This is a genomic window from Pseudomonas mandelii (assembly GCF_002251635.1).
Lineage (GTDB): Bacteria > Pseudomonadota > Gammaproteobacteria > Pseudomonadales > Pseudomonadaceae > Aquipseudomonas > Aquipseudomonas mandelii_B.
In genome coordinates this window covers 45,110-57,917 of sequence record NZ_NMOJ01000168.1, presented here as the reverse complement: position 1 = coordinate 57,917, position 12,808 = coordinate 45,110, and the positions used below count along the sequence as shown (strand labels likewise).

Sequence of the window (12,808 nt, the reverse complement as noted above, 5' to 3'; positions counted from 1 at the left end):
GGGGCCGCTTCGCAGCCCGACGGGGGCAAGCCCCCTCGCCACGGCAGATCGGTGTTTAGCTAACTAAATTTCCAGGGGCCGCAACTTCTGGTTACAGGTTGGTGATAATCTCGACCCTTCCCCCGCTCAAGACCTGCCCTCAGATGCCCAGCCAAGCGCCCTTGCTGTTACGCCATCACCGCCCTTTTATCGCGTTCTGGCTGGCTCGGGTGTTTACCGCCAGCGGCTTCCAGATGCTCACCGTGGCCATCGGCTGGAACCTCTACCAATTGACCGGCAATGTGNTGGACCTGGGTCTGGTGGGGCTGGTGGAATTTGCCCCGCGGGTGCTGTTCATGCTGCACACCGGACACGTTGCGGACCGCTATGACCGGCGCAAGGTCGCGGCGATCTGCCAGTCTCTGCAAGCGTTGATCGCCCTGTCCCTGGCCATCGGCAGCGCGACCGACCATGTCACCCGAGAGTTGATCTTTATCCTGGCCTTTCTGCTCGGCGCCGCACGCTCGTTTGAAATGCCCACTACCCAGGCGCTGCTGCCGAGCATCGTGCCCAGCGCACTGTTTCCGCGAGCCGTGGCCTCCTCACAATCGGCNCAACAATCCGCCACCATCGTCGCCCCGGCCCTGGGTGGTTTGCTCTATGCCTTCGGCAGCGTCTGGGTGTATGGCCCGACGGTGATCCTCTACATCATTGCCTGCTTGTTGATGCTCAACCTGCCGGCCCGGCAAACGCCGCTGAACAAGGGCAAGGCAACCCTGGATTCGTTGCTCGCGGGTATCCGCTTCATTCGCAGTCGCCCGGACATTCTCGGGGCGATTTCCCTGGATCTGTTTGCGGTATTGCTCGGCGGTGCCACGGCGTTGCTGCCGGTGTTCGCCAAAGACATCCTGCTGACCGGCGCCTGGGGCCTGGGCCTGCTGCGCTCAGCCCCGGCAGTCGGTGCGCTGCTGATGTCGCTGTACCTGGAGCGATTTGCCGTGGAGCGCAAAGTCGGGCGGGTGATGTTCACGGCCGTCGGTGTGTTCGGTGTCGCGACCATCGCGTTCGGGCTGTCGACTTCGTTCTGGTTTTCCCTGGCCGTGCTGGTGGTGCTCGGCGCGGCGGACATGATCAGTATGGTGATCCGCGCCTCNTTCGTGCAACTCGAAACCCCGGACGAAATGCGCGGCCGGGTCAGCGCCGTGAATGGTTTGTTCATCGGTGCTTCGAACCAGTTGGGCGAGTTCGAGTCCGGCATCACCGCCCATTGGTTCGGCACCGTGCCCGCCGTGGTCATGGGCGGGATCGGTACGCTGCTGGTGACNGGGGCGTGGATCAAACTGTTCCCGACCCTGGCCAACCGCGACCGCATGCATGTGCCGGTGGAAGAAGNNAAGGTCTAAAGCACCTTGTCCAGGGTGATGGGAAAGTCCCGTACCCGCTTCCCGGTGGCGTGATAAATCGCATTCGCGACCGCCGCCGCGACCCCGACAATGCCGATCTCACCCACGCCCTTGGAACCGAGCGCATTGACGATCTCGTCGTGCTCTTCGACAAAAATCACATCAATGTCGCCGATATCGGCATTTACCGGGATGTGATACTCGGCCAGGCTGTGGTTCATATTGCGCCCCAGTTGGTGGTCGGTCTGGGTTTCTTCGTGCAGCGCCATACCAATGCCCCACACCACACCGCCCAGGATCTGGCTGCGCGCCATCTTCGGGTTGACCACGCGCCCGGCGGCAATGGCGCTGACCACCCGCCGCACCTTGATCGTGCCAAGGTCTTCGTCTACCTGAACTTCGACAAACACCGCCGAGTGAGTAGCGCTCGCATAGCCTTGACGCTTTTTGTCCGGCTCGCTGTCGACCTGCACTTCCAATGCCTCTTCACCACTGTCCTTGACCAATTGTGCCAACGACACCCGCGCATCGCCAAATGACAGATATCCGCCTTCAAAAGCCGCTTGTTCCGAGGTCACACCACTGAACGCGGGTGAGGTTTGCCGCGCAACGGCGAGCAGTTTTTCCTTTAAGGCTTCGCACGCTTGCTGCACGGCGGTGCCGACGGACGACACGGTAAACGAGCCGCCCTGCAACGGCGCGGTGGGCAATGACGAATCCCCCAGCAAAAAGCGGATATCCGCCATCGCCACACCGCTGGCCTGGGCGGCAATCTGGGTCATGACCGTATAAGTGCCGGTGCCGATATCAGTGGTGGCGCTGCTCACCGTCAATTGGCCCTTCGCATCGATCCGCGCCTTGGCGCTGGCCTTCATCTGCAAGGCTTCCCACACACCACCGGCCATGCCCCAGCCGATCAACTGGTTGCCGTCGCGCATGCTGCGCGGTTCCGGGTTGCGCTGGGCCCAGCCGAAGCGCTCGGCGCCTTCGCTGTAGCACTCGCGCAAGGCTTTGCTCGACCAGGGTTTGTCCTCGTTCTGGTTACGTTCGGCATAGTTGATCAGCCGCAGTTGCACCGGGTCGATGCCCAAGGCGCAGGCCAGTTCATCCATGGCGCACTCCAGGCCGATCACGCCCAGCGCAGCCCCCGGCGCCCGCATGTCCAGCGGGGTAAATACGTCCAGAGGCACCAGTTTGTAAGTCAGCTGCACGTTGTCGCAGTGGTAGAGCATGCCGCTCCACTCCACTACGTGTTCACTGAAGTCTTCGAAACGGGAAGTCTGGCCAATCGCGGTATGCCCCAACGCCAGCAGGCGGCCATTGGCAGCGGCGCCCATCTGCAAGCGCTGCAAAGTGCGCGGCCGGTAGCCGAACGTGAACATCTGTTGCCGGGTGAGCGTGACACGCACCGAGCGCTTGAGCGCCAATGCCGCCATCACCGCCAGCGGCAACTGGTATTGCGGGCGCAGGCCCGAACCGAAGGCGCCACCGACGAACGCAGCGAAGATGCGCACCTGGCTTTTATCCAGACCAAAGATTTTTTGCACATACGCCTGGCAGTTCTGCGGGCCTTGGGTCTTGTCGTGGATATGCAGGGTGCCGTCCGGCTGATACAGCACGGTGCTGGCATGGGGCTCCATCGGGTTGTGGTGTTCGATGGGCGTGCTGTAGTGCACATCGAGGTTGACGGCAGCAGCGGCCCATTCAGCCTGGAAGTTACCGCGTGGCGCGGGCGGCGTTTGCGGTGATGGGTGCGCCTGTTCCTGCATGGCCAGCAAGTCGGTTTCAAAGGCTTCGCTTGCGTACTCGATCTGCACCAGCGAACCGGCGTGCCGCGCCAGCTCCAGGTTGTCTGCGATCACCAACGCCAATGGCTGGCCGCTGTAGAGCACACGGTCGTTATACAAAGGCCGAAACGGCGAGCCGTCAGCCGAGTCGGCGTCTTCGTAATCCTTGTCATAACTGGCGATTGTCGGACGCTGGAGGTGATCGATCACCGCGACAACACCGGGCAATGCCAGCGCCTCCGAGGCGTCAATGCTGAGCACGCGACCGCAGGCGATAGAACTTGAGACAACGCTGCCGTGGAGCAGGCCCTCCTCAGGAAACTCACCGGCGTAGCGGGCCTGGCCGGTGACTTTGAGAGGACCGTCGACCCGGTCCAGTGGCTGGCCCATGGGTAAGGTAACTGTGTTCATCGGGCTTGCCCTCCTCGCGCGGCATCGCTCAAGGCGCGAACAATTGCCTCTCGCGCCAGTTTGACCTTAAAGGCGTTATGTTCGAGCGGTTCGGCCTTTTGCAGGAGCATGTCGGCAGCGGCGCAGAAGGTTTCATGGGTGGCCGCCCTACCCTCCAGCCATTGCTCGACGGCATTGTCACGCCACGGTTTATGCGCCACGCCACCGAGGGCCAAACGCGCTTCGCGAATGGCCGGCCCGGACAAGTCCAGCGCTGCGGCGACCGACACCAGGGCGAAGGCGTAAGAGGCGCGATCGCGAATCTTCAAATAATGGCTGTACTCGGCAAAACCGGCGGCGGGCAACTCGACCGCGGTAATGAGTTCATCGTCGGCCAGTTGGTTATCGCGCTCAGGGGCATCGCCCGGCAATCGGTGGAAGTCGGCAAACACAATGGTTCTGGCACCGTCGCGCCCCTGGACGTGGACGATTGCCTCCAACGCCGCCAACGCCACACACATGTCGGAAGGATGGGTGGCGACGCAATGCGTACTGGCGCCGAGGATCGCGTGAATCCGGTTGAGACCGTCCCGTGCAGGGCAACCACTGCCGGGCTCCCGCTTATTGCACGGCACGCTGGCGTCGTAGAAGTAATAGCAGCGAGTGCGTTGCAGAAGATTGCCGCCGGTGCTGGCCATGTTGCGCAATTGCGGCGAAGCACCTGCCAGGATCGCCTGGGATAACAGCGGGTAACGCTGTTCAATCAGCGGATGCCAGGCCAGATCGGCATTGCTGACCAAGGCGCCAATCATCACGCCGCCGCTGGCCGTTTCCTTGACCTCGCGTAGTGGCAAACCGGTGATATCGATCAAATGTTCGGGGCGAGTGAGGTTCTCTTTCATCAAATCCAGCAGATTCGTACCGCCGGCAATGAAGCGCGACGCCGCACTGCTCAGGTGCACCGCCTCGTGCACATCGGCCGGCTTGCTGTACTGGAAGGGGTTCATTGCTCACCTCCCTTTGCGCGGCAGGCGGGCAAGGCTTCTTCTATGGCATCGCGGATGTTGCTGTAGGCGCCGCAGCGGCACAGGTTGCCGCTCATCAGTTCCTGAATTTGCGCCGTATCGTGGGCACGGCCCTCATTGGCCAGGCCAACAGCCGAGCAAATCTGGCCGGGGGTGCAGTAGCCGCACTGGAAAGCGTCATGCTTGATAAAGGCCTGCTGCATCGGGTGCAACACGTCGCCGTCGGCCAGGCCTTCTACAGTGGTCAGCTCCGCGCCGTCGCACATCACCGCCAGGGTCAGGCAGGCGTTCACGCGTTTACCGTCGCGCAACACCGTGCAGGCGCCGCATTGGCCGTGGTCGCAGCCTTTTTTACTGCCGACCAGGTCAAGTTGCTCGCGCAGCAGATCCAGCAAGGTGGTCCAGGGCAACACGTCCAGCTGGCGGTCCTGGCCATTGAGGCTCAGGCGTATGGAGTGGGTGGCGAACGGTGGGGCCGCCGCACCATTGGGAATTGCGCTCATAAACACCTCACGGGTTGGTGTACATCCGCGGCGTTCAGGGAAATCGCCGTCTCAGGGGTACGACTTCCCGGGGTATCGAGCGTTCAAGGAGATTGATCAGCGGATGTTGAGCAGGGTTCTGGCAAGCGGAGCATCGCGAGCAACCGTTTATCCAACCCATTGCCATTCACGCCTGACGCTTTTCAAACCACCAACTCCCCCGCCACAGCCGTCCGCATGGCTTTACCGCAGAGTTGCTCCACCAGCGTCAGGGCAAACTCCAGAGCAGCTCCCGAGCCTTGGGCGGTGATGCAGTTGCCGTCGACCACCACAGGCTGGTCGACAAAAGTGCAGCCCGACAATTGATGGCTGGCCGATGGCAGGCAGGTCATGCGCCGCTGACGCAAGACGCCAAAGGTTTGCAACGCCAGCGCCGGGGATTCGGCGATGCCCGCGAACAGACGCCCGGCGGCGGCCTGGTCCTTGATCAACTGTTGCAGGGGTTGATGCGCGGCGAGATGCTGTGAGCCCACCTCGCCTCCAGGCAATACGAGAAGGTCGAACGGCTGGGCCAGCAAATCCACCAACATCGCATCGGCAGTCAGGCGGGTACCGCGAGCACACGTGATCATGCGTCGGCCCTCGATGCTCGCCGCCACCACTTCAACTTTGGCGCGGCGCAGTACATCGATCAGGGTCACGGTTTGCAGGTCATCGATGCCCTCGGCGAGGGTAATCAAAGCTCTAAAGGTCATGGGCGCGGTCCACAGAATGATCTTTAAAGCGTAGACAGCTTTACTGAGACTTGTTCCAGCGCAGCCGTTACTTGATGTAAAGCTGCGTCGACATCTTGTCGCCCGGGGCATTGATTGAGGTGTTGCTGAACGTGAAGATCCCGTCCTGCTTGCCTGCAAGATTGAAGATATAGAGGTAGCCGACGGTCTTTGCTCCAGGTGTGCACTCGGTCAGGTTGCCGGTTTGAAAGGCGCACACCGGCGTCCGGGTGCCATCTATTTCAAAACCATCCAGCGCGACATGTGGACTAGGGCTACCGTAGCCGACTTCCAGCACGTAGACCTTGATGCTCGGGCCGCTGTGATCGCAACTCGTCTCGGTCTGCCCGTCGGCAATGTTCTCAAAACCACAGGACGGCGATTCAACCTTGACCACCTTCAACTGGCTCAATCGCGGCGCCATCGCCGCCGAGGCCGTTTGCGCCCCCAGCCACACCGCCATCGCGACGCCAATCACCGCAACCGCACGCTTCTTAATGCAATTCATAACGCCCCCCAAAACCAGCGCGCAGTATGGCTCACTTCGCTTTAGCGCAAAACATCGACGACGATCGCAGCCATAAGCAGCCATAGCCCCACGCTGCTGGTATGATGCGCGGCTTTTTCCGGCCCACAGAAAATTACCAGGCGCTATCAGCGGTCTGTGCTTTGCTGTTGAGGTCGATACATTCACGGCGCCGGGCGCGCCACGGGGAGCAGACATGCTGGAAAGGCTGTTTCAACTCAANGCACACAACACCAACGTGCGCACCGAGATTCTCGCGGGTATCACCACCTTTTTGGCCATGGCCTACATTCTGTTCGTCAACCCGAGCATCCTCGGCGAGACAGGCATGGACAAGGGCGCGGTGTTTGTCGCGACCTGCCTGGCCGCCGCCATCGGTTCGACCGTGATGGGCCTGATCGCCAACTACCCGATCGCACTGGCGCCGGGCATGGGCCTCAATGCCTTCTTTACCTACACCGTGGTCCTGCACATGGGCCACACCTGGCAAGTGGCGCTGGGCGCGGTATTCATTTCGGCGGTGTTGTTCTTCCTGCTGTCGATCTTCCGCATCCGTGAGTGGATCATCAACAGCATCCCGCTGCCCCTGCGCTCGGCGATTGCAGCCGGTATCGGCCTGTTCCTGGCGCTGATCGCCCTGCACAACGCCGGCATCGTCGTCAGCAACCCGGCAACCATGGTCGGCCTCGGTGATTTGAAGCAACCCGCTCCGATCCTCGCGACCCTCGGTTTTGCCCTGATCGTTGCCCTCGAAGCGCTCGCCGTGCGCGGTGCGGTACTGATCGGCATTCTGGTCGTGACCATCACGTCCATCGCATTGGGCTTCACGCCGTTCGGCGGCGTGACGTCGATGCCACCGTCCCTGGCCCCCACCTTCCTGCAGCTGGATATCAAAGGCGCACTGGATATCGGCTTGGTCAGCGTGATTTTCGCTTTCCTGTTCGTGGACCTGTTCGACAACTCCGGCACCCTGATCGGCGTTGCCAAGCGCGCCGGCCTGATGGGCAAAGACGGCCACATGCCGAAAATGGGCCGTGCGCTGATCGCCGACAGCACCGCGGCCATGGCCGGTTCGCTGCTGGGCACCTCGACCACCACCAGCTACATCGAATCCGCTGCGGGCGTGAGTGCCGGTGGCCGCACCGGCCTGACCGCCGTCGTGGTCGCGATCCTGTTCCTGCTGGCGCTGTTCTTCTCGCCATTGGCTGCCAGCGTTCCAGCCTTCGCGACCGCGCCGGCGCTGCTGTTCGTGGCCGTGCTGATGACCTCGGGCCTGGCCGAAATCGACTGGGATGACATTACTGTTGCAGCGCCGGTGGTGATCACCGCCCTGGCGATGCCCTTCACTTACTCCATCGCCAACGGCATTGCCTTCGGTTTCATCGCCTGGACCGCCATCAAGCTGCTTTCGGGCCGCTACCGTGAGCTGAACCCGGCACTGGTGATCCTGTCGATTCTGTTTGTGATCAAGCTGGGCTGGTTCAACGCATGACTTTTGACGCCACAAGCTACACCGCTCAGCTCGAAGAAAAGGTCACGCGCCTGCGCGACCTGCTGGCCCCGTTCGATGCACCGGAACCTGCGGTGTTTGACTCGCCGCTGCAGAACTTCCGCCTGCGGGCGGAGTTCCGCCTGTGGCGCGAAGGCGGTGAACGCCACTACGCGATGTTTTCCCAGGACGACAAACGCACGCCGATCCTGATCGAAGAATTCCCCATCGCCAGCCAACGCATCAACCTNNTGATGCCGCAGCTCAAGGCGGCCTGGAAGGCAAGTGCGGCGCTGAGCCACAAGCTGTTTCAGGTGGAGTTCCTGACCACCCTGGCCGGCGATGCGATGATCACCCTGTGCTATCACCGCCCACTGGACGAACACTGGCACGCGGCGGCGTCGAAACTGGCCACCGACCTGAACGTCAGCGTTATCGGTCGTTCGAAAGGCAAACGCGAAGTGATTGGCCAGGATTACGTGGTCGAGAAACTGGACGTCGGTGGTCGCACGTTCAGCTACCGCCAGCCCGAAGGTGCATTCACCCAGCCCAACGGCACGGTGAACCAGAAGATGCTCAACTGGGCTTACGACGCCTTGGGTGATCGCCCGGATGATTTGTTGGAGCTGTATTGCGGCAATGGCAACTTCACGCTGCCTTTGGCTACCCGCGTACGAAAAGTGCTGGCCACCGAAATCAGCAAAACCTCGGTAAACGCGGCCCTGAGCAACCTCGATGAAAACGCGGTGGATAACGTCACCCTGGTGCGCCTCTCCGCCGAAGAACTCACCGAAGCACTTAACGAAGTGCGTCCGTTCCGCCGCCTGCACGGCATCGACCTGAAAAGCTACGAATTCGGAAGTGTCTTCGTCGACCCGCCGCGTGCGGGCATGGACCCGGACACCTGCGAACTGACCCGACGCTTCGACAACATCCTGTACATCTCCTGCAACCCTGAAACCCTGGCGGCCAACATCGACCAGTTGCACGACACCCATCGCATCACCCAGTGCGCGATGTTCGACCAGTTTCCGTGGACACATCACATGGAATCCGGGGTGTTGTTGACCCGTCGTTGATTGCAGCCCGCCCTACAAAACAGCCGTCAGTACGACGGCTTTTTTGTGGGTGATCAATCGGTGACCTCTGCCTTGCGCGGACGCCCGCCTTTACGGCCATTGGTCCGCGCAGCCTCGGCTTTGGCGGCGCTGCTTTGGCGACCGTTGCGCGAGGCAATGACCGAAGCAGCCATGTCCATCAACGGCTTGCTCGCTGAAATCATCCCGGCGATGGACACGTTCAGATCCTTGCCTTCATGACATAAAGCGGTGCCGGAAAAGCCGACTTTCAGGTCTGCGAAATCCTCGATGTCGAAATCATCGAATTCCGGATAGTGCTGCACAGGCAGCAGCACCCCACTGCCATCAATGAAGCCGACCGCCAGACAAGGTTCCGCAAACTTTACCGAAGTCGCCTGCAATCCGTTTTTCTGGCGCACTTGCCCGCGCTGGATGGCTTCATCCAGCACGGCCTCGGTGACAGGCCGATCGGCCAGCATTCCTGCCTGAATCGTTTTCATAGTTGGATCTCCACACCTTCCGGAACGCCGATCAGCGCCAACAGGGTCTTGTTCGTCTCGGGTTCGTAGCAAGCCGAGCCAATCATCCAGGTCGTACTCGCAATCCTTTTTACCACCACGACTTCGCTGGTCTGCCAGTCCCATTTCTGATGATCGAGACAGACCGTTTGCAGCTTGTCCCACCAGATGGCCCGGGCGCGACGCAAGTGCGCGGGTTGTCCGAGTGCGTGACGCAATCCTTCCAGCACGGCCACAGGTGGCCGATTTGAATGAGGAACCACATCCCACAGCTCGACACTGTTGTGCCAAAAGCAGAATTTGAAGCGTGCGCTCCAGCTTCCGGCGTCTACATGTGCGTGCGGCGGACAGTGCTCATCACGCAACATGATCACCATTGAAAAACCTTTGTAGCTGAATAACCGCATACTAACCCATCCGTTAGGTTAACGAATCCAAAGACCCGACACTCCCTGGAAAAACCGACGATTGGCTCTGCGCCAAATCGCCTTTACGCCTCTGAGACTAGCGCCAAGCATCGCCTTGGGCCGGTGGATAACTGCGCAAAATAGTAAGCAATCCTTTCGCCGCGCCCACAAAAAAGCCGTCGCGAGGACGGCTCTGCGGGCTTGTCATCCCCTCATCCCGGCTGGTTTTTTCGATACTCGGTGGTGGTCATGCCGGCGTAACCCCAGTTATCGGTGTCGACTTCTTCGATCACGATGTGGGTCAATTTCGGATCCTTGCCGAGGACTCGCTCCAAGGTGTCGGTAATCTCGGCAATGACCTGAGCTTTCTGTTCCCGGGTAACGCCGTCACGGGTGATTCGTACGCTGACGAAAGGCATGATGCTGCTCCTGTCCGGTTATCCAATGAGAGGCCGGTCAAGTAAAGCACTGCTGCGGCGATTTCATCTACAGTGGCGCAGTCCCTCATTTGATCCTTGGTGTCATCCATCATGCAGCGAGTATTCGACGATCTTCAGTTGGGCAGCATCGAACTGTTTTGCCTGGCGGCCGAGGCCGGCAGCTTTACGGCGGCCGCGTTGGTGGCCGGCGTAACACCGGCCGCCGTGAGTCGGTCGGTGTCGCGCATGGAAGAACGCCTCGGTGTGCGGCTGTTTGCGCGCACCACCCGCAGCGTCAAGCTGACCGACAGTGGTCGCCGCTATTACGAGGAATGCCGTCAGGCACTGGCGCAGTTGGTGGAGGCTCAGCGCGAGGTCATGGGCCAGCAGCAGCAACCGTCCGGCACGCTGCGCATCAGTATTCCCACGACGTATGCGCACCACCGGATCTTGCCGTTGTTGCCGGCATTCCGGGCGCGCTTTCCAGACGTGAAGGTCGAGTCGCACATCAGCAATCGCAACATCGATTTCGTCGGCGAAGGCTATGACATGGCGATCCGCGTACGGGCTATTCCGGATTCCGGCCTCATCGCCCGTCACCTTGAGGACGCCGAGCTGGTGATGATTGCCAGTCCCGATTACTTAAAGCGCGCGGGAACTCCGCAAAGCCTGGACGACCTTGCGCAACACGAATGCATTCAATACGAACTGCCCAGCAGCGGTCGGCGGATTGCCTGGCTGTTCAACGACAACGGCGCACCGCGGGAGATTCTTGCCGAAGGCAGCTTCAGTTGTTCTGACGATGTGCTCGGCGGCGTGACCCTGGCCAAAAACGGCGCGGGGTTGTTTCAGACTTACCGGTTTATTGTCGAAAACGAACTGGCCGATGGATCGTTGGTGGAGGTGCTCAAACCTTATGGCGGACGCTCCCGGCCCTTCACATTGCTTTATCCACAGAGCCGTCATATGCCGTTGAGACTGCGGGCTTTCATCGATTTCCTGGTTGAACATCTGCCGCGATAAACAGTGAGACTGTCCGATCACCGCACACAAAACCTCAATGAAATCTCTCTTCAATTGACCGAAGTAACCAGCTAGTACAATTTATCTCCACAGGCTGAACACCCCGGCCGATTCCAAAAATAATAAGTGGAGAGACCTCGATGTCCCCTATCGTTCTGGTGCTTAACGGCCCGAATCTGAACCTGCTCGGTACCCGTGAACCGGCGACTTACGGTCACGAAACCCTGTCAGACATTTCGGCGCTGTGCGGACGCGCCGCCGAAGAATTCGGCCTGGCGGTGGAATTTCGCCAGACCAACCACGAAGGCGAATTACTTGACTGGATCCACGGTGCCCGCGCCCGCTGCGCCGGGATCGTGATCAATCCGGCGGCCTGGACCCACACCTCGGTGGCGATCCGCGATGCCTTGATCGCCAGCGAATTGCCGGTGGTCGAAGTCCACCTGTCCAACGTCCACGCCCGCGAGCCCTTCCGGCATCACTCCTTCGTTTCAGCCATCGCCACTGCGGTGATGGCAGGTTTCGGCAGCCATGGTTATCGCCTGGCGCTGGATTACTTCAGCCAACGCTTGAAGGGGTGAACGCCGTGACTCAGAACAACGCGGTATTGGCCGGGCTGATCGGCGCCGGCATCCAGGCTTCCCGTACCCCGGCGCTGCACGAACACGAAGGCGATGCCCAGGGCTTGCGTTATCTCTATCGTTTGATCGACCTCGATCAGCTGAAACTCGACAGCAGCGCCCTGCCCGATCTGTTGATGGCCGCCGAGTGCATGAACTTCACCGGCCTGAACATCACCTTTCCGTGCAAGCAGGCGATCATCCCGTTGCTCGACGAGTTGTCGCCGGAAGCGCGTGGCATCGGAGCGGTGAACACGGTGGTGCTGAAGGAGGGTAAACGCATCGGCCACAACACCGATTGCCTGGGGTTCGCCGAAGGTTTTCGCCGGGGCTTGAAGGACGTTGCCCGTGAGCGCGTGGTCCAGATGGGCGCTGGCGGCGCCGGTGCGGCAGTGGCCCACGCGCTGTTGAGCGAAGGCGTACAACTGCTGAGCATTTTTGATGTGGAGATCAGCCGCGCACAGGCGCTGGCGGACAACCTCAATCAACACTTCGGCGCTGGCCGGGCCGTGGCCGGGCATGATTTACCGAGCACGTTGGCCCAGGCGGATGGGTTAGTGAACACCACGCCCATGGGCATGAAAAAACTGCCGGGCATGCCGGTGCCGGTGGCGTTGCTTCGGGCTGAGTTGTGGGTGGCGGAGATTGTGTATTTCCCACTGGAAACCGAGCTGCTACGCAGCGCCCGCGCCTTGGGCTGCCGCACGCTGGATGGCGGCAACATGGCGGTGTTTCAGGCGGTGAAGGCGTTTGAGTTGTTCAGTGGCGAAGCGCCGGATGCGCAAAGGATGTTGGCGCATTTTCAGAGCATGAACACCTCGCAGTAGAAACCCAATTCAAATGTGGGAGCGGGCTTGCTCCAGCCCCCTCGCCACAACCGTTCTCACC

General features: G+C 60.8%; 14 protein-coding genes. 6 read left to right on the top strand and 8 right to left on the bottom strand.

Features of this window, described 5'->3' with window-relative positions:
• The first annotated feature begins 143 nt into the window (after nucleotides 1-143).
• On the top strand, nucleotides 144-1,382 hold the full coding sequence (locus B7L09_RS21485) for an MFS transporter (protein WP_094470532.1): 1,239 nt from the start codon (nucleotides 144-146) through the stop codon (nucleotides 1,380-1,382).
• Here the strand turns inward: B7L09_RS21485 and B7L09_RS21480 are convergent.
• The 5 genes from B7L09_RS21480 to B7L09_RS21460 all read right to left on the bottom strand — a co-directional run bounded on the left by B7L09_RS21480 (nucleotide 1,379) and on the right by B7L09_RS21460 (nucleotide 6,347).
• Entirely contained in the window at nucleotides 1,379-3,580 is a 2,202-nt protein-coding gene (locus tag B7L09_RS21480; protein ID WP_094470531.1) for a xanthine dehydrogenase family protein molybdopterin-binding subunit, read from the bottom strand. The genes B7L09_RS21485 and B7L09_RS21480 overlap by 4 nt on opposite strands.
• Nucleotides 3,577-4,566: an FAD binding domain-containing protein gene (locus B7L09_RS21475; RefSeq protein WP_094470530.1), complete on the bottom strand. Its 990-nt coding sequence runs from the start codon at nucleotides 4,564-4,566 to the stop codon at nucleotides 3,577-3,579. Before B7L09_RS21475 ends, B7L09_RS21480 begins: the two co-directional genes overlap by 4 nt.
• Nucleotides 4,563-5,087: a (2Fe-2S)-binding protein gene (locus tag B7L09_RS21470; protein ID WP_064454231.1), complete on the bottom strand. Its 525-nt coding sequence runs from the start codon at nucleotides 5,085-5,087 to the stop codon at nucleotides 4,563-4,565. The genes B7L09_RS21475 and B7L09_RS21470 overlap by 4 nt, the downstream gene beginning before the upstream one ends.
• 182 nt (nucleotides 5,088-5,269) lie before the next feature.
• On the bottom strand, nucleotides 5,270-5,821 hold the full coding sequence (locus B7L09_RS21465) for a DJ-1 family glyoxalase III (protein ID WP_094470529.1): 552 nt from the start codon (nucleotides 5,819-5,821) through the stop codon (nucleotides 5,270-5,272).
• A 67-nt stretch (nucleotides 5,822-5,888) separates the two neighbouring features.
• Nucleotides 5,889-6,347 (bottom strand): DUF4879 domain-containing protein, encoded by a 459-nt coding sequence (locus B7L09_RS21460; protein WP_094470528.1) that lies wholly within the window; start codon nucleotides 6,345-6,347, stop codon nucleotides 5,889-5,891.
• A 214-nt stretch (nucleotides 6,348-6,561) separates the two neighbouring features.
• Here B7L09_RS21460 and B7L09_RS21455 point away from each other — a divergent pair, with 214 nt between their 5' ends.
• Together B7L09_RS21455 and trmA are read left to right on the top strand one after the other, a co-directional pair.
• Nucleotides 6,562-7,857, top strand: a complete 1,296-nt coding sequence (locus tag B7L09_RS21455; protein ID WP_094470527.1) for an NCS2 family permease — start codon at nucleotides 6,562-6,564, stop codon at nucleotides 7,855-7,857.
• Nucleotides 7,854-8,933 (top strand): tRNA (uridine(54)-C5)-methyltransferase TrmA, encoded by a 1,080-nt coding sequence (gene trmA, locus B7L09_RS21450; protein WP_094470526.1) that lies wholly within the window; start codon nucleotides 7,854-7,856, stop codon nucleotides 8,931-8,933. The genes B7L09_RS21455 and trmA overlap by 4 nt, the downstream gene beginning before the upstream one ends.
• A gap of 53 nt (nucleotides 8,934-8,986) precedes the next feature.
• On the opposite strand, the gene B7L09_RS21445 is transcribed toward trmA, so the two are convergent.
• From B7L09_RS21445 to B7L09_RS21435, 3 genes are all read right to left on the bottom strand, one after another.
• The gene (locus B7L09_RS21445; protein ID WP_094470525.1) at nucleotides 8,987-9,433 is read right to left on the bottom strand and encodes a DUF2442 domain-containing protein; all 447 of its coding nucleotides are present in this window, start codon (nucleotides 9,431-9,433) and stop codon (nucleotides 8,987-8,989) included.
• The gene (locus B7L09_RS21440; protein ID WP_094470524.1) at nucleotides 9,430-9,858 is read right to left on the bottom strand and encodes a DUF4160 domain-containing protein; all 429 of its coding nucleotides are present in this window, start codon (nucleotides 9,856-9,858) and stop codon (nucleotides 9,430-9,432) included. Before B7L09_RS21440 ends, B7L09_RS21445 begins: the two co-directional genes overlap by 4 nt.
• A gap of 212 nt (nucleotides 9,859-10,070) precedes the next feature.
• A complete protein-coding gene (locus tag B7L09_RS21435; protein ID WP_094470523.1) occupies nucleotides 10,071-10,277 on the bottom strand; it encodes a tautomerase family protein in 207 nt (68 codons plus the stop codon).
• Between the two features lie 111 nt (nucleotides 10,278-10,388).
• Between B7L09_RS21435 and B7L09_RS21430 the strand changes: the two genes are divergently transcribed.
• The 3 genes from B7L09_RS21430 (at nucleotide 10,389) to B7L09_RS21420 (ending at nucleotide 12,747) form a co-directional block, all read left to right on the top strand.
• Nucleotides 10,389-11,300, top strand: coding sequence for a LysR family transcriptional regulator (locus B7L09_RS21430; RefSeq protein WP_094470522.1), 912 nt, complete (start codon nucleotides 10,389-10,391; stop codon nucleotides 11,298-11,300).
• 140 nt (nucleotides 11,301-11,440) lie between these two features.
• Nucleotides 11,441-11,881, top strand: coding sequence for a type II 3-dehydroquinate dehydratase (aroQ, locus tag B7L09_RS21425; RefSeq protein ID WP_094470521.1), 441 nt, complete (start codon nucleotides 11,441-11,443; stop codon nucleotides 11,879-11,881).
• Between the two features lie 5 nt (nucleotides 11,882-11,886).
• Nucleotides 11,887-12,747 carry a shikimate dehydrogenase gene (locus B7L09_RS21420; protein ID WP_094470536.1) on the top strand — a complete coding sequence of 287 codons (861 nt, stop codon included), beginning with the start codon at nucleotides 11,887-11,889 and terminating at the stop codon, nucleotides 12,745-12,747.
• Nucleotides 12,748-12,808 lie beyond the last annotated feature (61 nt).